Genomic DNA, 21,535 nt, shown 5'->3' with positions numbered 1-21,535 from the left:
GGCAGCACAAATCAGCCCTGGCGCTTCTCCCAACCGCTCTCCTGCGCCGTAAACCCTAACGCCTGCATAAACGCCGCCATCACGCCGCGGTCTTCCACGCCCACGTCAGCCATCCACCATGAGGTCACGCTCGGGTTTTCGCGGATCACTTCTTCAATTAAATACTGTCCCACACCGCGACGACGGGTGACGTCACGCACGCGCAGCGAGTCCAGCGCCCCTTCTGTACCGCTCAGGGTTACGCGAACCGCAGCCAGCAGGCGTTCGTTAAAACGCGCGGCATAAATGCGGTGGGTCTCATCAACGCGCAGCGACGAAGGGGAATATTCCGGCCAGATCTTGCCCAGGTCGATATGATCCTGGTCGCTAAAGGTCACCAGACGCACGATAGTCAGTTTCATTAGCCACTTGTCCAAATCAGATTGAGTAGGGGCAGTGTACTCAATTTATTCACTCAGCGGCTTCCTCTTTTTATTCTCATTAACCAGGTGATTAGTTTTTTGGCAACGCAATGGGCAGTTTGAAAACACATGGATCGAAAAATAAGCAGAATTTTAACCTGAACGGTAGTGATTTATTCGGCGCTTTGTACCGTTATTTTATGCTGCAAACTGCACTTTTATTTGTTTATCTCTGCCTGATTTCAGAATATTATCTTTGCTTAATCGCCTGAAAAATAGAGATTTTAGTCTTGTTTTTGACAAAAACCTGCGCTAAATCATTAAAGGCACTGGTAAAAATAGCGTTGTTCATTAAAAGTACAGAATGCTTTTTAACCATAATAAAACAAAATATAAACACGACATCACGAATGGGGATTCAGAGATGAAAAGGAACGCGAAGACGTTTATCGCGGGGATGGTCGCACTGTCGATCTCGCATGCCGCTATGGCAGACGACATTAAGGTTGCGGTAGTGGGGGCGATGTCCGGCCCTGTTGCCCAGTGGGGTGACATGGAGTTCAACGGCGCGCGCCAGGCCATCAAAGACATCAACGCCAAGGGCGGCATCAAAGGCGACAAGCTGGTGGGCGTGGAATATGACGACGCCTGCGATCCTAAACAGGCCGTCGCGGTCGCCAACAAAATCGTCAACGACGGTATCCAGTATGTGATCGGCCACCTGTGCTCATCCTCCACGCAGCCTGCGTCTGATATCTACGAAGACGAAGGCATACTGATGATCACCCCAGGCGCAACGAACCCGGAACTGACCCAGCGCGGCTACCAGCACATTATGCGTACCGCCGGTCTGGACTCCTCGCAGGGCCCCACCGCCGCCAAATACATCCTCGAGACCGTTAAGCCACAGCGCATTGCCATTATTCATGACAAACAGCAGTACGGCGAAGGCCTGGCGCGCTCCGTGCAGGACGGCCTGAAAAAAGGCGGCGCGAACATCGTCTTCTTCGACGGCATTACCGCCGGTGAGAAAGACTTCTCCGCGCTGATTGCCCGCCTGCAAAAAGAGAATATCGACTTCGTTTACTACGGCGGCTATTACCCGGAGATGGGGCAGATGCTGCGTCAGGCGCGCGCCACCGGTTTGAAAACCCAGTTTATGGGGCCAGAGGGCGTGGGCAATGCCTCCCTGTCAAATATCGCGGGGGATTCTGCCGAAGGCATGCTGGTAACGATGCCAAAACGCTATGACCAGGATCCGGCCAACAAGGCTATCGTGGATGCGCTCAAGGCGCAGAAGAAAGATCCAAGTGGTCCATACGTCTGGATCACCTACGCGGCCGTACAGTCTCTGGCCACCGCGCTGGATCGCTCCGGCAGCAAAGAACCGCTGGATCTGGTTAAAGATTTAAAAGCACACGGGGCGAACACCGTGATTGGGCCGCTGAACTGGGATGAGAAAGGCGATCTGAAGGGATTTGAGTTTGGTGTCTTTAAATGGCACGCCGACGGTTCATCCTCGGCCGCCAAATAATCATCCCACCGCCCGGCATGACGGGCGGGTATAAAAAGGTTTGCATATGTCCGAGCAGTTTCTCTATTTCCTGCAGCAGATGTTTAACGGCGTTACGCTGGGAAGCACCTACGCGCTGATCGCCATCGGCTATACGATGGTTTACGGCATTATCGGCATGATCAACTTCGCCCACGGCGAGGTGTACATGATCGGTAGCTACGTCTCTTTCATGATTATCGCCGCCCTGATGATGATGGGCATCGACAGCAGCTGGCTGCTGGTCGCCGCCGGGTTTGTCGGCGCGATTGTGATTGCCAGCGCCTACGGCTGGAGCATTGAGCGCGTGGCCTACCGGCCGGTGCGCAGCTCCAAGCGCCTGATTGCGCTGATTTCCGCGATCGGGATGTCGATCTTCCTGCAAAACTACGTCAGCCTGACCGAAGGTTCGCGCGACGTGGCGCTGCCAAGCCTGTTTAACGGCCAGTGGATTGTGGGGGCCAGCGAAAACTTCGCGGCCTCTATCACCACCATGCAGCTGGTTATCTGGGTCGTGACCTTTATTGCGATGCTCGCCCTGACGCTGTTCATCCGCTACTCGCGTATGGGACGCGCCTGCCGCGCCTGCGCGGAAGACCTGAAGATGGCGAGTCTCCTCGGCATCAACACCGACCGCGTGATTGCCCTGACCTTCGTGATTGGCGCCGCGATGGCGGCGGTGGCGGGTGTCCTGCTCGGCCAGTTCTACGGCGTGATCAACCCGTACATCGGCTTCATGGCCGGGATGAAAGCCTTCACCGCGGCGGTTCTGGGCGGTATCGGCAGTATTCCGGGCGCGATGATCGGCGGCCTGATCCTGGGCGTGGCGGAAGCGCTCTCCTCGGCGTACCTGAGCACGGAATATAAAGACGTGGTGTCGTTTGCCCTGCTGATTCTGGTTCTGCTGGTGATGCCTACCGGTATTCTGGGCCGTCCGGAGGTAGAGAAAGTATGAAACCGATGCATTTTGCAATGGCGCTGCTCTCTGCCGCCATGTTCTTCGTGCTGGCCAGCGTCTTTATGGGCGTCCAGCTTGAGCTGAATGGCACTAAACTGGTTGTCGATACCGCAGCTGACATTCGCTGGCAGTGGGTATTTATCGGTACGGCCGTGGTGTTCCTGTTCCAGCTGCTGCGTCCGCTGTTCCAGAAGACGCTGAAAAACGTCTCCGGTCCGAAATTCGTGCTGCCGGCAATCGACGGTTCTACGGTTAAGCAGAAGCTGTTCCTCGTGGCGCTGCTGGTGGCCGCCGTGGCGTGGCCGTTTGTGGTGTCTCGCGGCACCGTGGATATCGCCACTCTGACCATGATCTACGTGATTCTCGGCCTCGGTCTGAACGTGGTCGTGGGGCTCTCGGGCCTGCTGGTGCTGGGCTACGGCGGCTTCTACGCCATCGGCGCCTATACCTTCGCGCTGCTGAACCACTATTACGGCCTCGGCTTCTGGACCTGCCTGCCGCTGGCGGGGCTGGTCTCTGCCGCTGCTGGCTTCCTGCTTGGCTTCCCGGTGCTGCGTCTGCGCGGTGACTACCTGGCGATTGTGACCTTAGGCTTCGGCGAAATCGTCCGTATCCTGCTGCTCAACAACACCGAAGTGACCGGCGGCCCGAACGGCATCAGCCAGATCCCGAAACCAACCTTCTTTGGTCTGGAGTTCAGCCGTACCGCCCGCGAAGGCGGCTGGGACACCTTCAGCAACTTCTTCGGCGTGAAGTATGACCCGTCCGACCGCGTGATTTGGCTCTATCTGGTGGCGCTGCTGCTGGTGGTGATTACCCTGTTCGTGATCAACCGCCTGCTGCGCATGCCGCTGGGCCGCGCGTGGGAAGCGCTGCGTGAAGATGAGATCGCCTGCCGCTCTCTGGGCCTGAACCCGACCCGCATCAAGCTGACCGCGTTCACCATCAGCGCCGCGTTTGCTGGTTTCGCCGGAACGCTGTTTGCCGCGCGTCAGGGCTTCGTTAGCCCGGAATCGTTCACCTTTGCCGAATCCGCCTTTGTGCTGGCAATTGTGGTGCTCGGCGGGATGGGCTCGCAGTTTGCCGTTATCCTCGCGGCCATCCTGCTGGTGGTCTCACGCGAGCTGATGCGCGACTTTAACGAATACAGCATGCTGATGCTGGGTGGTTTGATGGTGCTGATGATGATCTGGCGTCCGCAGGGTCTGCTGCCGATGACCCGTCCACAGCTGAAGCTGAAGAACGGGCAAGCGAAAGGAGAGCAGGCATGAGTCAGCCATTATTATCCGTTAACGGCCTGATGATGCGTTTTGGAGGCCTGCTGGCGGTCAACAACGTGAATCTGGATCTGCACAAGAAAGAGATTGTCTCCCTGATTGGTCCGAACGGCGCGGGGAAAACCACGGTCTTTAACTGCCTGACCGGCTTCTACAAGCCAACGGGTGGCACTATCATGCTGCGCGATCAGCACCTGGAAGGGCTGCCTGGCCAGCAGATCGCCCGCATGGGCGTAGTGCGTACCTTCCAGCACGTGCGTCTGTTCCGCGAGATGACGGTGATTGAGAACCTGCTGGTGGCACAGCATCAGCAGCTGAAAACCGGGCTGTTCTCCGGCCTGCTGAAAACCCCGGCCTTCCGCCGCGCGCAGGATGAAGCGCTTGACCGCGCCGCCACCTGGCTCGACCGCATTGGCCTGCTGCAGCACGCCAACCGTCAGGCGAGCAACCTGGCCTACGGCGACCAGCGCCGCCTGGAAATCGTGCGCTGCATGGTGACGCAGCCGGAAATCCTGATGCTCGACGAACCGGCGGCAGGGCTCAACCCGAAAGAGACCAAAGAGCTGGACGAGCTGATTGCCGAGCTGCGCGACAGTCACGACACCACCATCCTGCTGATTGAGCACGACATGAAGCTGGTAATGGGCATTTCGGACCGTATCTACGTGGTAAACCAGGGCACGCCGCTGGCAAACGGCACGCCGGAAGAGATCCGCAACAACCCGGACGTGATCCGCGCATACCTTGGTGAGGCATAAGATGGAAAAAGCGATGTTAACGTTCGACAAGGTCAACGCGCACTACGGCAAGATCCAGGCGCTGCACGACGTCAGCCTGCATATCAATCAGGGTGAAATCGTGACCCTGATTGGCGCCAACGGCGCGGGCAAAACCACGCTGCTCGGCACCCTGTGCGGCGACCCGCGCGCCACCAGCGGGCGTATTGTGTTCGATGGTAAAGACATTACCGACTGGCAGACCGCCAGAATCATGCGCGAGGCGGTGGCGATTGTTCCGGAAGGGCGCCGCGTATTCTCGCGTATGACGGTGGAAGAGAACCTGGCGATGGGCGGTTTCTTCGCTCACCGCGATGAATACCAGACCCGCATCAAGTGGGTATACGAACTCTTCCCGCGCCTGTGGGAGCGCCGCATCCAGCGTGCGGGCACCATGTCCGGCGGTGAGCAGCAGATGCTGGCGATTGGCCGCGCGCTGATGAGCCAACCGCGCCTGCTGCTGCTGGACGAACCGTCGCTCGGTCTGGCGCCGATCATCATCCAGCAGATTTTTGACACCATTGAGCAGCTGCGCAAAGAGGGGATGACTATCTTCCTCGTCGAGCAGAACGCCAACCAGGCGCTGAAGCTCGCCGACCGTGGCTACGTGCTGGAGAACGGCCGCGTGGTGCTGGAGGATACCGGCGACGCGCTGCTGGCGAACGAGGCGGTGCGGAGCGCGTACCTGGGCGGATAGGTAAAAGCAAAAAGGCAACGCAAGTTGCCTTTTTTAGTGTTTGCTCCCTCTCCCCGTGGGAGAGGGTCGGGGTGTGGGCTCCAGACCGCACCTAACCCCCCCATCCCCCTTCACACAACCATCATCCCCCTGACGCCTGGCTGTCACTTATCTGTAAACAAACAGTTATTTTTCTGTAATTCGAGCATGTCATGTTACCTCGCGAGCATAAAACGCGTGATATCGCGCATCCGGCACAATAAGAGAGATGACAATGACATCGTTACGACACACAGCTTTGGGTCTGGCACTGGGTCTGGCTTTTGCGGCGAACGCAATGGCTGTGACCACCATTCCGTTCTGGCATTCCATGGAAGGGGAGTTGGGTAAAGAAGTTGACTCCCTGGCGCAGCGTTTCAACGACGCCCATCCGGATTACAAAATTGTGCCGGTGTACAAAGGTAACTATGAGCAGAGTCTGAGCGCGGGCATCGCCGCCTTCCGTACCGGCAACGCGCCAGCGCTGTTGCAGGTTTATGAAGTGGGTACCGCCACCATGATGGCCTCCAAAGCCATCAAGCCGGTCTATGAAGTGTTCAAAGAAGCGGGCATCAACTTCGATGAGTCGCAGTTCGTGCCGACCGTAGCGGGTTACTACACCGATTCCAAAACCGGCCATCTGCTGTCTCAGCCGTTTAACAGCTCCACGCCGGTGCTGTACTACAACAAAGACGCCTTCAAAAAAGCCGGTTTAGACCCGGAGCAGCCGCCAAAAACCTGGCAGGACCTGGCGGAGTACACCGCGAAGCTGAAAGCGGCGGGGATGAAGTGCGGCTACGCCAGCGGCTGGCAGGGCTGGATCCAGATTGAAAACTTCAGCGCCTGGCATGGCCTGCCGGTGGCGACCAAAAATAACGGCTTCGACGGCACCGATGCGGTACTAGAGTTCAACAAGCCGGAGCAGGTGAAGCACATCGCGCTGCTTGCCGATCTGAACAAGAAGGGCGACTTTAGCTACTTCGGGCGTAAAGACGAATCCACCGAGAAGTTCTACAGCGGCGACTGCGCCATTACCACCGCCTCTTCCGGCTCGCTGGCGGATATCCGCCACTACGCCAAATTCAACTACGGCGTGGGCATGATGCCGTACGACGCTGACGTGAAGGGCGCGCCGCAGAACGCCATCATCGGCGGAGCGAGCCTGTGGGTGATGCAGGGTAAAGACAAGGGCACCTACAAAGGGGTGGCCGAGTTCCTCGACTTCCTGGCGAAGCCTGAAAACGCCGCCGAATGGCATCAGAAGACCGGCTACCTGCCGATCACCAAAGCCGCGTACGACCTGACCCGCGAGCAGGGCTTCTACAGCAAGAACCCAGGGGCGGACATCGCGACGCGTCAGATGCTGAACAAGCCGCCGTTGCCGTTCACCAAAGGCCTGCGTCTGGGCAACATGCCGCAGATCCGCACCATCGTGGATGAAGAGCTGGAAAGCGTGTGGACCGGTAAGAAAACGCCACAGCAGGCGCTGGATTCTGCGGTAGAGCGCGGGAATCAGCTGCTGCGCCGCTTTGAGCAGTCGACGAAATCGTAAAAAAATGCCCGGTGACGCGCAGCGTTCCGGGCCTACGGATTAATGCGGCCTGATGCCTCACCCCAACCCTCTCCCCAGGGAGAGGGAGAAAACAGAAATCGCCAGGAACCAAATCTCAATGTCATCATCCCGTCCGGTGTTCCGTTCCCGCTGGCTTCCGTACCTGTTGGTCGCGCCGCAGCTGGTCATCACCGTTATCTTCTTTATCTGGCCTGCGGGCGAAGCGCTGTGGTACTCGGTACAAAGCGTCGATCCGTTCGGGCTCTCCAGCCAGTTTGTTGGCCTGGACAACTTTACCGCGCTGTTCCATGACAGCTACTACCTGGACTCCTTCTGGACGACGATGAAGTTCAGCGCGCTGGTGACCGTCAGCGGTCTGGTTGCCTCGCTGTTTTTCGCCGCGCTGGTGGACTATGTAGTGCGCGGCAGCCGTATTTATCAAACCCTGATGCTGCTGCCTTACGCCGTGGCTCCCGCCGTCGCTGCCGTGCTGTGGATCTTCCTGTTTAACCCCGGGCGCGGGTTGATTACCCACTTCCTGGCCGAACTGGGCTACGACTGGAACCACGCCCAGAACAGCGGCCAGGCGATGTTTCTGGTGGTGTTCGCCTCGGTGTGGAAGCAGATCAGCTACAACTTCCTGTTCTTCTTTGCCGCGCTGCAGTCCATCCCGCGCTCGCTGGTGGAAGCCGCTGCCATCGACGGGGCTGGGCCCATTCGTCGTTTCTTCAGACTGTCGCTGCCGCTGATCGCCCCGGTGAGCTTCTTCCTGCTGGTGGTTAACCTCGTGTACGCCTTCTTCGACACCTTCCCGGTGATCGATGCGGCGACCGCAGGCGGTCCGGTACAGGCGACCACGACGCTGATTTACAAAATCTACCGCGAAGGCTTTGCGGGGCTGGATCTCTCCGCCTCCGCCGCGCAGTCGGTTGTGCTGATGTTCCTCGTCATCATCCTCACGGTGGTGCAGTTCCGCTATGTCGAAAGTAAGGTGCGCTACCAATGATTGAGAACCGTCGCGGGCTGACGATTTTCAGCCATACCATGCTGATTTTAGGGATCATCGTCATCCTCTTCCCGCTGTACGTGGCGTTCGTCGCCGCCACGCTGGACACCAAAGCGGTGTTCGACACGCCGATGACGCTGCTCCCCGGCGGGCATCTGTTCGAGAACATGAAGACCATCTGGACCCAGGGAGTGGGCGCCAACAGCGCGCCGTTCTGGCTGATGATGCTCAACAGCTTCATCATGGCGTTTGGCATTACGGTCGGCAAAATTACGGTGTCGATGCTTTCGGCCTTCGCCATCGTCTGGTTCCGCTTTCCGCTGCGTAACCTCTTCTTCTGGATGATCTTCATTACGCTGATGCTGCCGGTAGAGGTGCGTATCTTCCCGACGGTGGAGGTGATCGCCAACCTGAAGATGCTCGACAGCTACGCGGGCTTAACCCTGCCGCTGATGGCCTCGGCGACCGCCACCTTCCTGTTCCGCCAGTTCTTTATGACTCTGCCGGACGAGCTGATTGAAGCGGCACGCATCGACGGCGCGTCGCCGATGCGCTTCTTCCGCGACATCGTGCTGCCGCTGTCGAAAACCAACCTTGCGGCGCTGTTTGTGATCACCTTTATATACGGCTGGAACCAGTACCTGTGGCCGCTGCTAATTATTCAGGACGTCAACCTCGGCACCGCCGTGGCGGGCATCAAAGGCATGATCGCCACCGGCGAAGGCACCACCCTCTGGAACCAGGTGATGGCGGCGATGCTGCTCACCCTTATCCCACCCGTAGTCATTGTTTTAGCCATGCAGCGCGCGTTTGTCCGCGGCCTGGTCGATAGCGAGAAATAAGATGGCAGGTTTAAAACTTCAGGCAGTAACCAAAAGCTGGGATGGTAAAACCCAGGTGATTCAGCCGCTGACGCTCGACGTGGCGGACGGGGAATTCATCGTGATGGTCGGCCCGTCCGGCTGCGGCAAATCCACCCTGCTGCGCATGGTGGCGGGGCTGGAGCGCGTAACCTCCGGGGATATCTGGATTGATCGTCAGCGCGTCACCGAGATGGAGCCGAAAGACAGAGGCATTGCGATGGTGTTCCAGAACTACGCCCTCTATCCGCACATGAGCGTGGAAGAGAACATGGCCTGGGGGCTGAAAATCCGCGGCATGGGCAAAGGCCTTATCGACGAGCGGGTGAAAGAGGCGGCGCGTATTCTCGAGCTGGACGGCCTGCTGAAGCGCCGCCCGCGCGAGCTCTCCGGCGGCCAGCGCCAGCGCGTGGCAATGGGGCGCGCCATCGTGCGCGATCCGGCGGTATTTCTGTTCGATGAGCCGCTGTCTAACCTCGACGCCAGGCTGCGCGTGCAGATGCGTCTTGAGCTGCAGCAGCTGCACCGTCGTCTGAAAACCACCTCTCTGTACGTCACCCACGATCAGGTTGAAGCCATGACCCTCGCCCAGCGCGTGATGGTGATGAACAAAGGCGTTGCCGAGCAGATTGGTACCCCGGTGGAGGTCTACGAGAAACCGGCCACCCGTTTCGTGGCGAGCTTTATCGGCAGCCCGGCGATGAATCTGCTGGAAGGGCGTATCAGCAATGCGGGCACGCACTTTGAGCTGGAAAGCGGGATGGCATTGCCGATCAACTGGTACTATCGTGGCCACGCCGGGCGTAAGATGACGCTTGGTATCCGCCCGGAACATATTGGTTTAACCTCTCAGGCGGAAGGCGGCGTGCCGCTGGTGATGGACACGCTGGAGATGTTGGGTGCAGATAACCTGGCGCACGGGCGCTGGGGCGAGCAAAAAATGGTGGTGCGGCTGGCACATCAGGAGCGCCCTAAAGCAGGCAGCACGCTTTGGCTACACCTGCCGGAAAATCATCTGCACCTGTTTGACGGTGAAACAGGACAACGAGTATGAGCAACTGGCCTTATCCCCACGTCGTCGCCCACCGCGGCGGCGGTAAGCTGGCGCCGGAAAATACGCTGGCGGCGATTGACGTTGGCGCACGCTACGGTCACACGATGATCGAGTTCGACGCCAAGCTGTCGAAAGACGGCGAGATTTTCCTGCTGCATGACGATAACCTCGAACGCACCAGCAACGGATGGGGCGTGGCTGGCGAGCTGCCGTGGCGCGATCTGTTGAAGGTCGACGCCGGAAGCTGGTACAGCGGCGAATTTAAAGGCGAACCGCTGCCGCTGCTGGCGGAAGTGGCCGATCGCTGTCGCCTGCACGGGATGATGGCCAACATCGAAATCAAACCGACCACCGGCACCGGGCCGCTGACGGGCAAAGTCATTGCCCTGGCCGCGCGCGAGCTGTGGGAAGGGATGACCGCGCCGCTGCTGTCATCATTTGAAATCGATGCGCTGGAGGCCGCACAGGCGGCCGTGCCGGAGCTGCCGCGCGGGCTGCTGCTTGACGAGTGGCGCGAGGACTGGCGCGAGCTGACGACACGCTTAGCGTGCGTTTCTATCCATCTCAACCACAGGCTGCTGGATGAGGCGCGGGTGAAGATGCTGAAGGACGCGGGTCTGCATATTCTGGTCTACACGGTTAACAAACCCCAGCGCGCAGCCGAACTGCTGCGCTGGGGCGTGGATAGCATCTGTACCGATGCAATCGACCTGATCGGCCCGGATTTTAGTTCTGCGGATTAAGCATACTGCCATTCGACTGCGGCGGCAGCATGTGCTGCTGTCCGCTGCCTGACGACGTCATTCCCCCTAACATCCCGCCGTTTTTATTCGGCAACGGCTGCTCGCGCACCTGACCCTGCTGTACGCGCTGGGTGTTGGCGTTCATCTGATTTTGCAGGCTTTGCTGCTGCATCTGGGTCTGCGTTTTAAGCTGCTGATTAAGCATCCCTTTCTGCTGCTGTTGCTGGCTCATCATCTCCGTCTGCATACGCTGCTGGCTCGGGATGACATAACCCTGCTGGTTTGGGTTGTTCATGGTGTTAAGCGGCTGTGCGAGCGCGGCAAACGGGATCAGCGCCGTAAGGATCCATAAGCGTTTCATTGTCATTTCCTCCTTTTGAGGTCTCTCTTAAGTTTACCCCGATTTCACCATGACGATGATTTTTTAGGAGTTGTGAACCAGGCTTAAGCGGGGAATATGGATCCCTTCACCTGGAGAACAATAATGATGAAACCAACGTTTTTGCGCTGGGTCGCCATCGCCGCGCTGATGGCAGGCGGTACATTTAGCGTGGCGGCCAACCCGCCAGCGGCGCCTCCGGTCTCTTACGGCGTGGAGGAAGATGTCTTTCATCCCGTGAGGGCAACCCACGGGATGGTGGCATCCGTGGATGCACTGGCGACCCGCGTGGGCGTCGACATTCTCAGGCAGGGCGGTAACGCGGTGGATGCAGCGGTCGCCGTCGGCTATGCGCTGGCGGTGACGCATCCGCAGGCGGGGAACCTGGGCGGCGGCGGTTTTATGATGCTGCGCACCAAAGACGGCAAAACCACCGCCATCGATTTCCGAGAAATGGCGCCTTCTCAGGCGTCCCGCGATATGTTCCTCGACGATCAGGGTAACCCTGACAGCAAAAAATCCCTGACCTCGCATCTTGCTTCCGGCACGCCGGGTACCGTCGCGGGCTTCTCGCTGGCGCTGGAAAAATACGGCACGATGCCGCTGAACAAGGTGGTGCAGCCTGCCATCAAGCTGGCGCGCGACGGCTTTGTGGTAAACGATGCGCTGGCGGACGATCTCAAGACCTACGGCAGCGAAGTCATTCCGAATCACGAAAACAGCAAGGCCATCTTCTGGAAAGACGGTGAGCCGCTGAAGAAGGGCGACAGGCTAGTGCAGAAGAACCTCGCCAAAAGCCTGGAGCTGATTGCGGAGCACGGTCCGGACGCCTTCTACAAAGGGGCGATTGCCGACCAGATTGCCGAAGAGATGCAGAAGAACGGCGGGCTCATCACCAAAGCGGATCTGGCGGAATACAAGGCGGTGGAGCGCGAGCCGATTAGCGGCACCTATCGCGGATACGAGGTCTTCTCCATGCCGCCGCCGTCCTCCGGTGGGATCCACATCGTGCAGATCCTCAATATTCTCGAAAACTTCGATATGCACAAGTTCGGCTTCGGCAGCGCGGACGCCATGCAGGTGATGGCGGAAGCGGAAAAACGCGCCTACGCCGACCGGTCGGAATATCTCGGCGATCCGGACTTCGTGAAGGTGCCATGGCAGGCGCTGACCAACAAGGCCTATGCCAAATCCATTGCCGATCAGATCGACATCAACAAGGCCAAACCGTCGAGCGAGATCCGCCCCGGCAAGCTGGCGCCGTACGAAAGCAACCAGACCACCCACTTCTCGGTGGTGGATAAAGACGGTAACGCGGTGGCGGTGACCTATACGCTCAATACCACTTTCGGTACCGGGATTGTGGCGGGCAACAGCGGCATTCTGCTGAACAACGAGATGGATGACTTCTCTGCCAAACCGGGCGTGCCGAACGTCTACGGGCTGGTGGGCGGCGATGCGAATGCGGTAGGGCCGAAGAAACGTCCGCTGTCGTCCATGTCGCCCACCATTGTCGTGAAAGACGGGAAAACCTGGCTGGTAACCGGCAGCCCTGGCGGCAGCCGTATTATCACCACCGTGCTGCAGATGGTGGTGAACAGCATCGACTTTGGGATGAACGTCGCCGAAGCGACCAACGCACCGCGTTTCCATCACCAGTGGCTGCCGGACGAGCTGCGCGTGGAGAAGGGCTTTAGTCCGGACACCATCAAGCTGCTTGAACAGCGCGGGCAGAAGGTGGCGGTGAAGGAGGCGATGGGCAGCACCCAGAGCATTATGGTCGGGCCGGACGGGGCGCTGTTTGGCGCGTCGGATCCGCGGTCGGTGGATGATTTGTCGGCGGGGTATTAACGATTCCCTTCACTCTAACCCTCTCCCCGCAGGGGAGAGGGGATTGCACGGTGCGGTCTTTTCTCCCTCGCCCCTGTGGGGAGAGGGCCGGGGTGAGGGGAGTGTGTCACTTCATTCTCGCCATATAATACGCATCCACATACTCACCGTTGCGCAGGGCAAATTTCCTGCCGGTCCCTTCGATTTCAAAACCAAAATTTTTATAGAGCGCAACAGCCGCTGGATTATCGGCAAAGACCGTCAGTTCGATACGTTCAATGCGTAACCAGTTGTCACACAGATTGATCATCTCGCTCATGAGCCTGCGGCCTACGCCGCGACCCTGCATATCCGCAGCCACGCTGATACCGAATGTGGCAACGTGGCCGCGACGCGGGTTTTCCATTACGTCCAGCGCCATATGTCCAATAACGCGCTGGTCCAGACAGGCAACAAGATGGCGCCGGCCTGGTTTTGTCGCAACGCGTTCGTGCCACATTTCCATAGAAGGATGAGGGAGCTGTAGCGTGTCGTGATACACATCAGGATGCGACATGATGTCGCGCAAAGCTTCTGCATCGCTGGGTTCGATGTGGCGTATCACTATCTCACTCATTCCTTATTCCTCAGTCATTTAAACGTCCCTTCCAACATCAATGACTTTAAAACTTGAGTCAACCGCTATTTTTTGCAAAAAGTATTGGACAAGTGCGAATGAGAATGATTATTATTGCTCTGCATTCAGGAAGACCGCTACGGGAACCTGAAAGCACGACATTGCTCACATTGCTTCCAGTATTACTTTAGCCAGCTTTTAGCTGGCTTTTTTTTTGTTATGGTTAGACTCAGTAACCTTCCAAAAGGACTGAGCCATGACACTACATTGCGCATTTATTGGATTTGGTAAAAGTACGACCCGCTACCACCTGCCGTATGTTCTCAACCGTAAAGACAGCTGGCACGTCGCGCACGTCTTCCGCCGCCGCGCGAAGCCGGAAGAGCAATCCCCGCAGTATTCTCATATCCATTTCACCAGCGATCTTGATGAAGTGCTTAACGACCCGCAGGTCAAACTGGTTGTCGTCTGCACCCACGCCGACAGCCATTTTGACTATGCGAAACGCGCGCTGGAAGCGGGCAAAAACGTGCTGGTAGAAAAACCGTTCACCCCGACCATCGCCGAAGCAAAACAGCTGTTCGCGCTGGCGAAAAGTAAAGGCCTGAACGTTACGCCGTATCAGAACCGTCGCTTTGACAGCTGCTTCCTGACGGCAAAAAAGGCGATTCAAAGCGGCAAGCTGGGCGATATTGTGGAAATCGAAAGCCACTTCGATTACTACCGTCCGGTAGCGGAAACCCAACCCGGCCTGCCGCAGGACGGCTCGTTCTATGGTCTGGGCGTGCATACTATGGACCAGATCATCTCTCTGTTTGGCCGACCGGATCATGTCACATACGACATCCGCAGCCTGCGTAATAAAGCCAATCCGGACGACACCTTTGAAGCGCAGCTGTTCTACGGCGACCTGAAAGCCATCGTCAAAACCAGCCATCTGGTGAAAATCGACTATCCGAAATTTATCGTTCACGGAACCCGAGGCTCGTTCATCAAGTACGGCATCGACCAGCAGGAGACCAGCCTGAAGGCCAACATCATGCCGGGTGAACCGGGCTTTGCGGCGGATGATTCCGTGGGCATGCTGGAGTACGTGAACGATGAGGGCGTGACGGTGAGAGAAGAGTTGAAACCGGAAATTGGCGACTATGGCCGCGTCTACGATGCGCTGTATGAAACTCTCACAACTAGCGCGCCGAATTACGTCAAGGAATCTGACGTTCTGACCAACCTGGAAATCCTCGAGCGGGCCTTCGAGCAGGCTTCTCCTGCCACGGTAACCCTCGCGAAATAAGCAAAAACGGCTCCTCTGCGCTTGTTCATAATTTTTGAACAGAGGAGTCAATTTTCACCCTCTATGATCCCAGGCGGTTTGCGTCCACACTTACTCCATCGAAACGAACTGAGGGTGAAAACAATGATCTACTTACGCAAAGCAAACGAACGTGGTCACGCGAATCATGGCTGGCTGGACTCATGGCATTCATTCTCGTTTGCCGACTACTACGACCCGAACTTCATGGGCTTCTCCGCACTGCGCGTGATTAACGACGACGTGATTGATGCAGGCCAGGGCTTCGGTACCCACCCGCACAAAGACATGGAAATCCTGACCTATGTGCTGGAAGGGGCGGTTGAGCACCAGGACAGCATGGGTAACAAAGAGCAGGTTCCGGCGGGCGAGTTCCAGATTATGAGCGCGGGTACCGGGGTGCGTCACTCCGAGTACAACCCGAGCAAAACGGAAAAACTGCACCTGTATCAAATCTGGATCATTCCAGAAGAGACCGGCATCACGCCGCGCTACGAGCAGCGCCGCTTCGACGCGAAACAGGGCAAACAGCTGGTGCTGTCCCCGGATGCGCGTGAAGGTTCCCTGAAGGTGCATCAGGATATGGAGCTGTACCGCTGGGCGCTGGCGAAAGACGAACAGTCTGTGCACCAGATTGCCGCCAACCGCCGCGTCTGGATCCAGGTGGTGAAAGGTGAAGTGTCCATCAACGGCACCAAAGCGACAACCGCCGATGGTCTGGCCGTCTGGGATGAGCAGGCGCTCTCCGTGCATGCCGACAGCGAAAGTGAAATTCTGCTGTTTGACCTGCCGCCGGTGTAATAAATCATAAATAAATGCCCATCCTTCCCTTTGACAGGGGAAGGATGGGCTTTGTCCGTGATAAACTGAGCAAATCTCTCACTTCAAGATTTCTCAGGACGATGAAAAAGAAACGCCCCGTACTTCAGGATGTCGCCGATCGCGTCGGTGTGACCAAAATGACGGTCAGCCGTTTTTTACGTAACCCGGAGCAGGTTTCCGTGGCGTTACGTGGCAAGATTGCCGCAGCCCTTGATGAACTGGGTTATATCCCCAACCGCGCGCCCGATATTCTCTCCAATGCGACCAGCCGTGCGGTGGGCGTCCTGCTTCCTTCCCTGACCAACCAGGTTTTCGCCGAAGTTTTGCGCGGCATTGAAAGCGTCACCGATGCTTTTGGCTATCAGACCATGCTCGCCCACTACGGGTACAAGCCGGAGCTGGAAGAAGAACGTCTTGAATCGATGCTTTCCTGGAACATCGACGGCCTGATTTTAACGGAACGTACCCACACTGCCCGCACGCTCAAAATGATCGAAGTGGCCGGTATCCCGGTGGTGGAGCTGATGGACAGCCAGTCGCCGTGCCTCGATATCGCCGTGGGGTTCGATAACTTCGAAGCGGCGCGTCAGATGACGGCGGCCATCATCGCCCGTGGGCATCGTCATATTGCCTATCTGGGTGCGCGTCTTGATGAACGTACTATCATCAAACAGAAGGGATACGAGCAGGCGATGCTCGACGCGAACTTAACCCCCTACAGCGTGATGGTGGAGCAGTCCTCTTCCTATACGTCGGGTATTGAACTGATGCGTCAGGCACGACGCGAGTATCCGCAACTGGACGGTATTTTCTGCACCAACGATGACCTTGCGGTCGGCGCGGCGTTTGAGTGCCAGCGTCTGGGGCTAAAGATCCCTGATGATATGGCGATCGCCGGTTTCCACGGCCACGACATCGGCCAGGTGATGGAGCCGCGTCTGGCGAGCGTCCTGACCCCGCGTGAACGTATGGGCCGCATTGGCGCAGAACGCCTGCTGGCGCGCATTCGTGGCGAGACGGTGACCCCAAAAATGTTAGATTTAGGTTTCACCTTGTCACCGGGTGGATCTATTTGAACTGACAAATTTGAAGTAGCTCACACTTATTCACTTCGCGCACGTTTGGATATTGCTTCTCTTTTGCCCCGGCAGGACAATGTTACCGATAACTGTTACCCGTAACAATTGACTGAGGGACACCCTTTGAGCACGACTAATCACGATCACCACGTCTACGTCCTGATGGGCGTTTCCGGTAGCGGGAAATCAGCCGTAGCCAGCGAAGTGGCGCATCAACTCCAGGCTGCGTTTCTTGATGGCGACTTCCTCCATCCGCGCAGCAATATCATGAAAATGGCCTCCGGCGAGCCGCTGAACGATGACGACCGCAAGCCGTGGTTGCAGGCGCTGAATGACGCCGCGTTCGCTATGCAGCGCACCAACAAAGTCTCCCTGATCGTCTGTTCCGCGCTGAAAAAAACCTACCGCGACCTGCTGCGCGACGGCAACCCGAACCTCTCTTTCATCTACCTGAAAGGGGATTTCGAGGTGATTGAAAGCCGCCTGAAGGCGCGTAAAGGTCACTTCTTCAAAACCCAGATGCTGGTGACGCAGTTCGAAGCGCTGCAGGAGCCGGGTGAAGACGAGAAAGACGTCTTAGTGGTTGATATCGATCAGTCACTGGAGGGTGTTGTTGCTAGCACCATCGAGGTCATTAATAAAAGGCAGTAAGTTTTGAGTACATTAACGCTAGTTTTGACAGCAGTGGGTTCCGTGTTGCTGCTGCTGTTTTTAGTGATGAAGGCGCGTATGCACGCTTTTGTCGCTTTGATGGTGGTTTCTATAGGTGCAGGTCTCTTTTCCGGTATGCCGCTCGACAAGATCGCCGCGACGATGGAAAAAGGGATGGGAGGCACGCTGGGCTTCCTGGCGATTGTGGTCGCCCTTGGCGCGATGTTTGGCAAGATTTTGCACGAGACGGGCGCGGTCGACCAGATTGCCGTCAAGATGCTGAAATCCTTCGGCCACAGCCGCGCGCACTACGCGATTGGTCTGGCGGGCCTGATTTGCGCGCTGCCGCTGTTCTTCGAAGTGGCCGTTGTGCTGCTGATAAGCGTCGCGTTCTCCATGGCGCGCCATACCGGCACTAACCTCGTGAAGCTGGTTATTCCGCTGTTTGCGGGCGTGGCGGCGGCCGCAGCGTTTCTGCTGCCTGGGCCTGCGCCGATGCTGCTGGCGTCCCAGATGCACGCCGATTTTGGCTGGATGATCCTGATTGGCCTGTGCGCGGCAATTCCGGGGATGATTATTGCCGGTCCGCTGTGGGGCAACTTCATCAGCCGTTACGTTGAGCTGCATATTCCGGATGACGTCACCGAGCCGCACCTGGGCGAGGGCAAAATGCCGTCCTTCGGCTTCAGCCTGTCGCTGATCCTGCTCCCGCTGGTTCTCGTGGGTCTGAAAACCATCGCCGCGCGCTTTGTGCCGGTGGGTTCCAGCGCCTATGAATGGTTTGAGTTCATCGGTCACCCGTTCACGGCGATCCTGGTGGCGTGTCTGGTGGCGATTTATGGCCTGGCGATGCGTCAGGGGATGCCGAAAGACCGGGTGATGGAGATCTGCGGCGCGGCGCTGCAGCCGGCGGGTATTATCCTGCTGGTGATCGGTGCAGGCGGCGTGTTCAAGCAGGTGCTGGTGGATTCCGGCGTGGGTCCGGCTCTGGGCGAAGCGCTGACCGGAATGGGCCTGCCGATTGCGGTAACTTGCTTTGTGCTGGCCGCGGCGGTGCGTATCATTCAGGGTTCCGCAACCGTGGCGTGCTTAACCGCCGTGGGTCTGGTGATGCCGGTGATTGAACAGCTGAACTACTCGGGTGCGCAGATGGCCGCGCTGTCTATCTGTATCGCGGGCGGTTCGATTGTGGTCTCTCACGTTAACGACGCGGGCTTCTGGCTGTTCGGGAAATTTACCGGCGCTACCGAAGCGCAAACCCTGAAAACCTGGACGCTGATGGAAACCATCCTCGGCACGACGGGTGCGATTGTCGGGATGATTGCTTTCACATTGCTGAGCTGAACGCGGTGATTTAACAAGGCTCAAAAATAAGGCCCGGTAGCGTTAACGCTTACCGGGCCTTTATATTATGCAGAACGCCAGGCCGGGTCAGGTGAAACCCCATCCGGCTTTTTTACATCACTCGCCCTGCGTCGCGCTCTCGATCGTCAAACGCACATCCGACGTAATGAGTTCGGCCAGCATCTGGTACACCTTCAGCGTCTCTTCCGGCTCGGCATCGCCCGTATCGCTGATGTAGCCTTCGTCACGCAGAGTCAGGACCAGAGAGCTGAAGACCGCTTTGTCGAAGAACTCCGGGGCGTTAATGCCGTGCAGAACGGACAGGCGCTGTGCCAGCGTCCGGCTCTCTTTCTCCAGCGTACCGCGGTTGATAGACGGGTTCGCACTCAGCAGCCAGAACGTAATGGCGTAGCGCTGCAGCGTTTCGCGCGCGCCGGCCGCCAGCAGTTGCAGGGTACGGGAACGCGACGGATTGATGTGCAGCTCGTCGTTTGAGACGGCGATCAGCCCCTGACGACGCAGCTCTTCCGTCAGTTTCTCCAGTTCGCCCGCCAGCTCATCCTTGCTCCAGCGCAGGAATAGTTCCGCTTTCAGCATCGGATAGAGCGTCTCAACGTGACGCAATAGCTCCTGACGCGAAATACTGCGGTGCTGGGTGATGATAGCCGCCATGAGCGACGGCAGCATCAGCATATGGGTGATGTTGTTGCGGTAGTAGGTCATCAGCACTGCCTGTTCGCGCGGCAGAATGATGATGTCGCCGATCGTGTCCTTTTCGACTTCAAACTTGTTCATCTGCAACGCGTGATCGATAAGCTCACTGGCGGTAGCAGAAGGCACGGTTGAATCAACGGAATACGGCACGTTGCGCATCATGTCCAGATAGCAATCCAGCTGCTCCGTGAGCTGTTCGCGGGTCAGCGAGCGCTGACGCGAGGCCAGAAGCGCCGTACAGCACAGGTTCATGGCGTTAGCCGCACCGGCGTTGTTAATGCGCACCATCAGCTCGGACGCGATGCCGTTAACCGTTGGCGTCAGCCAGGCTGGACGAATCGCTTCGATTGGATCGATGGATTCACGCCACTCGGGAACGTGATGGTTCAGATACGTCATCAGCGGCATCGGCTCGCCGAAGTTCACGTAGCCCTGACCGAGGTTGCGTAGCTTGCTCAAGCCGCGCAGCATCTGCGGCAGGCTTTCTTTCTCTTTGGTCGCACCGCGCAGCTCTTTCGCGTACGTGCCCACTTCCATTACGTGCTCATAGCCAATGTAGATTGGCACCAGCGTGATTGGACGGGTTCCTCCGCGCAGCATCGCCTGAATGGTCATCGACAGCGTGCCGGTCTTCGGATCGAGCAGACGTCCGGTACGGGAACGACCGCCCTCCACGAAGTACTCAACGGAATAGCCGCGGCTGAACAGCTCGCCCAGATATTCGCGGAACACGGTGGAGTAGAGCTTGTTGCCCTTGAAGGTACGACGGATAAAGAACGCGCCCAGGCGGCGGAAAATCGGACCTGCTGGCCAGAAATTCAGGTTGATACCGGCAGCAATATGCGGCGGTACCAGCCCCTGGTGATAGAGCACGTAGGAAAGAAGCAGGTAGTCCATGTGGCTGCGGTGGCAGGGAACATAGACAATCTCATGGCCATCATGCGCCAGCTGGCGTACGCGCTCGGCGTTATGAACGTTGATACCCTGATACAGGCGGTTCCAGGTAAAGCCGAGAATACGATCGGACAGGCGAATCATCTCGTAAGAGAAGTTCGCTGCAATCTCTTCCATCAGCGCAATGGCGTTCTGCTGGGCTTTCTCATGCGATATTTTCTTGCTGCGCGCTTCGTCTTCAACGGCGCGAGCAATCGCTTTGGAGGCCAGCAGCTTGTTGAACAGATCCTGACGCGCCGGAAGACGCGGCCCTACGGCAGCCAGGCGCTGGCGGGCGAAGTGCATACGCGCCACGCGCGCCAGTTTCTGCGCGATGATCTTGTCGGTTCCATGCTCGTCCGCCATTCGACGCAGCGAAACGGAAGGGGAAAAACGCACAAAGCTGTCGCGTCCCAGCCAGGAGACCGCGAAAAACTTCTGGATGCCGTTAAGCATGCGCAGCGGCGGGTTCTCTTCGCCTTTTTCACGGCCCGGACGACGACCAAACATCACCGATACCGGCACCATCTGCACATCCAGATCGGGGTTGCTGCGGTGCAGGTCGAGATAGTCGTGGAACAGCTTGATGGACTCTTCTTTTGGCGTGTAGTAGGTAAACACGCGCGGTCCACCGTGAATGAACACGTAGCGCGGCAGTAAAGTGCCGTCAACTTCAAGCGGTTCAAGCGGGTCAGGTAAGTCATGCGCCAGACACTGGGCGCGAAGCGTCAGTAAGTCTGCCTTCGAGTTATAAGGCAAAACGTACATAATAGGACGCGACGTATCGAGCCCCAATTCCAGCGCGGGTTCTGCTGGGATAGACTTGCTTTTTACCAGGATGCTTAATGGTAAATTAAGTAATTTGTAGTAAATTCGTGGCCAGCCGGACATAAACGATGTAAAGCCTCTGGTTAATAATGCAATTGCGGCGCAAGGATAACAGAAAGCGCGCAAAATTTCT

Annotated in this window: 20 protein-coding genes; 16 read left to right on the top strand and 4 right to left on the bottom strand. The window is 57.7% G+C overall.

Annotated elements, in window-relative coordinates:
• Positions 1-11 precede the first annotated feature (11 nt).
• On the bottom strand, positions 12-401 hold the full coding sequence (gene panM / locus ACOTZC_RS20565) for an aspartate 1-decarboxylase autocleavage activator PanM (RefSeq protein ID WP_023310021.1): 390 nt from the start codon (positions 399-401) through the stop codon (positions 12-14).
• Between the two features lie 424 nt (positions 402-825).
• Between panM and livK the strand changes: the two genes are divergently transcribed.
• The 10 genes from livK (at position 826) to ugpQ (ending at position 10,894) form a co-directional block, all read left to right on the top strand.
• Positions 826-1,935: a high-affinity branched-chain amino acid ABC transporter substrate-binding protein LivK gene (gene livK / locus ACOTZC_RS20560; protein WP_063408489.1), complete on the top strand. Its 1,110-nt coding sequence runs from the start codon at positions 826-828 to the stop codon at positions 1,933-1,935.
• Between the two features lie 46 nt (positions 1,936-1,981).
• Positions 1,982-2,908 carry a high-affinity branched-chain amino acid ABC transporter permease LivH gene (livH, locus tag ACOTZC_RS20555; RefSeq protein ID WP_008500099.1) on the top strand — a complete coding sequence of 309 codons (927 nt, stop codon included), beginning with the start codon at positions 1,982-1,984 and terminating at the stop codon, positions 2,906-2,908.
• Positions 2,905-4,182, top strand: a complete 1,278-nt coding sequence (gene livM, locus ACOTZC_RS20550; RefSeq protein WP_023310023.1) for a branched chain amino acid ABC transporter permease LivM — start codon at positions 2,905-2,907, stop codon at positions 4,180-4,182. The genes livH and livM overlap by 4 nt, the downstream gene beginning before the upstream one ends.
• The gene (gene livG / locus ACOTZC_RS20545; RefSeq protein ID WP_023310024.1) at positions 4,179-4,946 is read left to right on the top strand and encodes a high-affinity branched-chain amino acid ABC transporter ATP-binding protein LivG; all 768 of its coding nucleotides are present in this window, start codon (positions 4,179-4,181) and stop codon (positions 4,944-4,946) included. Before livM ends, livG begins: the two co-directional genes overlap by 4 nt.
• A gap of 1 nt (position 4,947) precedes the next feature.
• Positions 4,948-5,661: a high-affinity branched-chain amino acid ABC transporter ATP-binding protein LivF gene (livF, locus tag ACOTZC_RS20540; RefSeq protein ID WP_008500102.1), complete on the top strand. Its 714-nt coding sequence runs from the start codon at positions 4,948-4,950 to the stop codon at positions 5,659-5,661.
• Between the two features lie 253 nt (positions 5,662-5,914).
• The gene (gene ugpB, locus ACOTZC_RS20535) at positions 5,915-7,231 is read left to right on the top strand and encodes a sn-glycerol-3-phosphate ABC transporter substrate-binding protein UgpB (protein ID WP_226483398.1); all 1,317 of its coding nucleotides are present in this window, start codon (positions 5,915-5,917) and stop codon (positions 7,229-7,231) included.
• Positions 7,232-7,349: 118 nt separating this feature from the next.
• Positions 7,350-8,237: a sn-glycerol-3-phosphate ABC transporter permease UgpA gene (gene ugpA, locus ACOTZC_RS20530; RefSeq protein ID WP_023310026.1), complete on the top strand. Its 888-nt coding sequence runs from the start codon at positions 7,350-7,352 to the stop codon at positions 8,235-8,237.
• Positions 8,234-9,079 (top strand): sn-glycerol-3-phosphate ABC transporter permease UgpE, encoded by an 846-nt coding sequence (gene ugpE / locus ACOTZC_RS20525; RefSeq protein WP_045402515.1) that lies wholly within the window; start codon positions 8,234-8,236, stop codon positions 9,077-9,079. The genes ugpA and ugpE overlap by 4 nt, the downstream gene beginning before the upstream one ends.
• A gap of 1 nt (position 9,080) precedes the next feature.
• A complete protein-coding gene (locus ACOTZC_RS20520; RefSeq protein WP_045355230.1) occupies positions 9,081-10,151 on the top strand; it encodes a sn-glycerol-3-phosphate import ATP-binding protein UgpC in 1,071 nt (356 codons plus the stop codon).
• On the top strand, positions 10,148-10,894 hold the full coding sequence (ugpQ, locus tag ACOTZC_RS20515) for a glycerophosphodiester phosphodiesterase (RefSeq protein ID WP_045355232.1): 747 nt from the start codon (positions 10,148-10,150) through the stop codon (positions 10,892-10,894). Before ACOTZC_RS20520 ends, ugpQ begins: the two co-directional genes overlap by 4 nt.
• On the opposite strand, the gene ACOTZC_RS20510 is transcribed toward ugpQ, so the two are convergent.
• Complete coding sequence (locus ACOTZC_RS20510; RefSeq protein ID WP_033144399.1) at positions 10,878-11,255, bottom strand: DUF2756 family protein; 378 nt, start codon at positions 11,253-11,255, stop codon at positions 10,878-10,880. The genes ugpQ and ACOTZC_RS20510 overlap by 17 nt on opposite strands.
• Positions 11,256-11,378: 123 nt before the next feature.
• Here ACOTZC_RS20510 and ggt point away from each other — a divergent pair, with 123 nt between their 5' ends.
• Positions 11,379-13,124 carry a gamma-glutamyltransferase gene (ggt, locus tag ACOTZC_RS20505; protein ID WP_072254533.1) on the top strand — a complete coding sequence of 582 codons (1,746 nt, stop codon included), beginning with the start codon at positions 11,379-11,381 and terminating at the stop codon, positions 13,122-13,124.
• 106 nt (positions 13,125-13,230) lie between these two features.
• Here the strand turns inward: ggt and yhhY are convergent, their stop codons facing one another.
• Complete coding sequence (gene yhhY / locus ACOTZC_RS20500; RefSeq protein ID WP_045402502.1) at positions 13,231-13,719, bottom strand: N-acetyltransferase; 489 nt, start codon at positions 13,717-13,719, stop codon at positions 13,231-13,233.
• A 256-nt stretch (positions 13,720-13,975) separates the two neighbouring features.
• Between yhhY and ACOTZC_RS20495 the strand changes: the two genes are divergently transcribed.
• The 5 genes from ACOTZC_RS20495 (at position 13,976) to gntU (ending at position 18,927) form a co-directional block, all read left to right on the top strand.
• A complete protein-coding gene (locus ACOTZC_RS20495) occupies positions 13,976-15,013 on the top strand; it encodes an oxidoreductase (RefSeq protein WP_045402500.1) in 1,038 nt (345 codons plus the stop codon).
• A 123-nt stretch (positions 15,014-15,136) separates the two neighbouring features.
• The gene (locus ACOTZC_RS20490; RefSeq protein WP_003861565.1) at positions 15,137-15,832 is read left to right on the top strand and encodes a pirin family protein; all 696 of its coding nucleotides are present in this window, start codon (positions 15,137-15,139) and stop codon (positions 15,830-15,832) included.
• 101 nt (positions 15,833-15,933) lie between these two features.
• Positions 15,934-16,929, top strand: a complete 996-nt coding sequence (gene gntR / locus ACOTZC_RS20485; RefSeq protein ID WP_021242747.1) for a gluconate operon transcriptional repressor GntR — start codon at positions 15,934-15,936, stop codon at positions 16,927-16,929.
• Between the two features lie 126 nt (positions 16,930-17,055).
• The gene (gntK, locus tag ACOTZC_RS20480; RefSeq protein WP_008503362.1) at positions 17,056-17,583 is read left to right on the top strand and encodes a gluconokinase; all 528 of its coding nucleotides are present in this window, start codon (positions 17,056-17,058) and stop codon (positions 17,581-17,583) included.
• Between the two features lie 3 nt (positions 17,584-17,586).
• Complete coding sequence (gene gntU, locus ACOTZC_RS20475) at positions 17,587-18,927, top strand: gluconate transporter (RefSeq protein ID WP_023310036.1); 1,341 nt, start codon at positions 17,587-17,589, stop codon at positions 18,925-18,927.
• A 117-nt stretch (positions 18,928-19,044) separates the two neighbouring features.
• Here the strand turns inward: gntU and plsB are convergent, their stop codons facing one another.
• The gene (gene plsB / locus ACOTZC_RS20470) at positions 19,045-21,465 is read right to left on the bottom strand and encodes a glycerol-3-phosphate 1-O-acyltransferase PlsB (RefSeq protein ID WP_126304279.1); all 2,421 of its coding nucleotides are present in this window, start codon (positions 21,463-21,465) and stop codon (positions 19,045-19,047) included.
• Positions 21,466-21,535: the final 70 nt, after the last annotated feature.

Origin of the sequence: Enterobacter cloacae complex sp. SHL009 (assembly GCF_049237205.1) — a bacterium.
GTDB lineage: Bacteria > Pseudomonadota > Gammaproteobacteria > Enterobacterales > Enterobacteriaceae > Enterobacter > Enterobacter cloacae_M.
The sequence above is the reverse complement of the archived record's forward strand: the minus strand, read 5'-3'. Positions and strand labels throughout refer to the sequence as shown.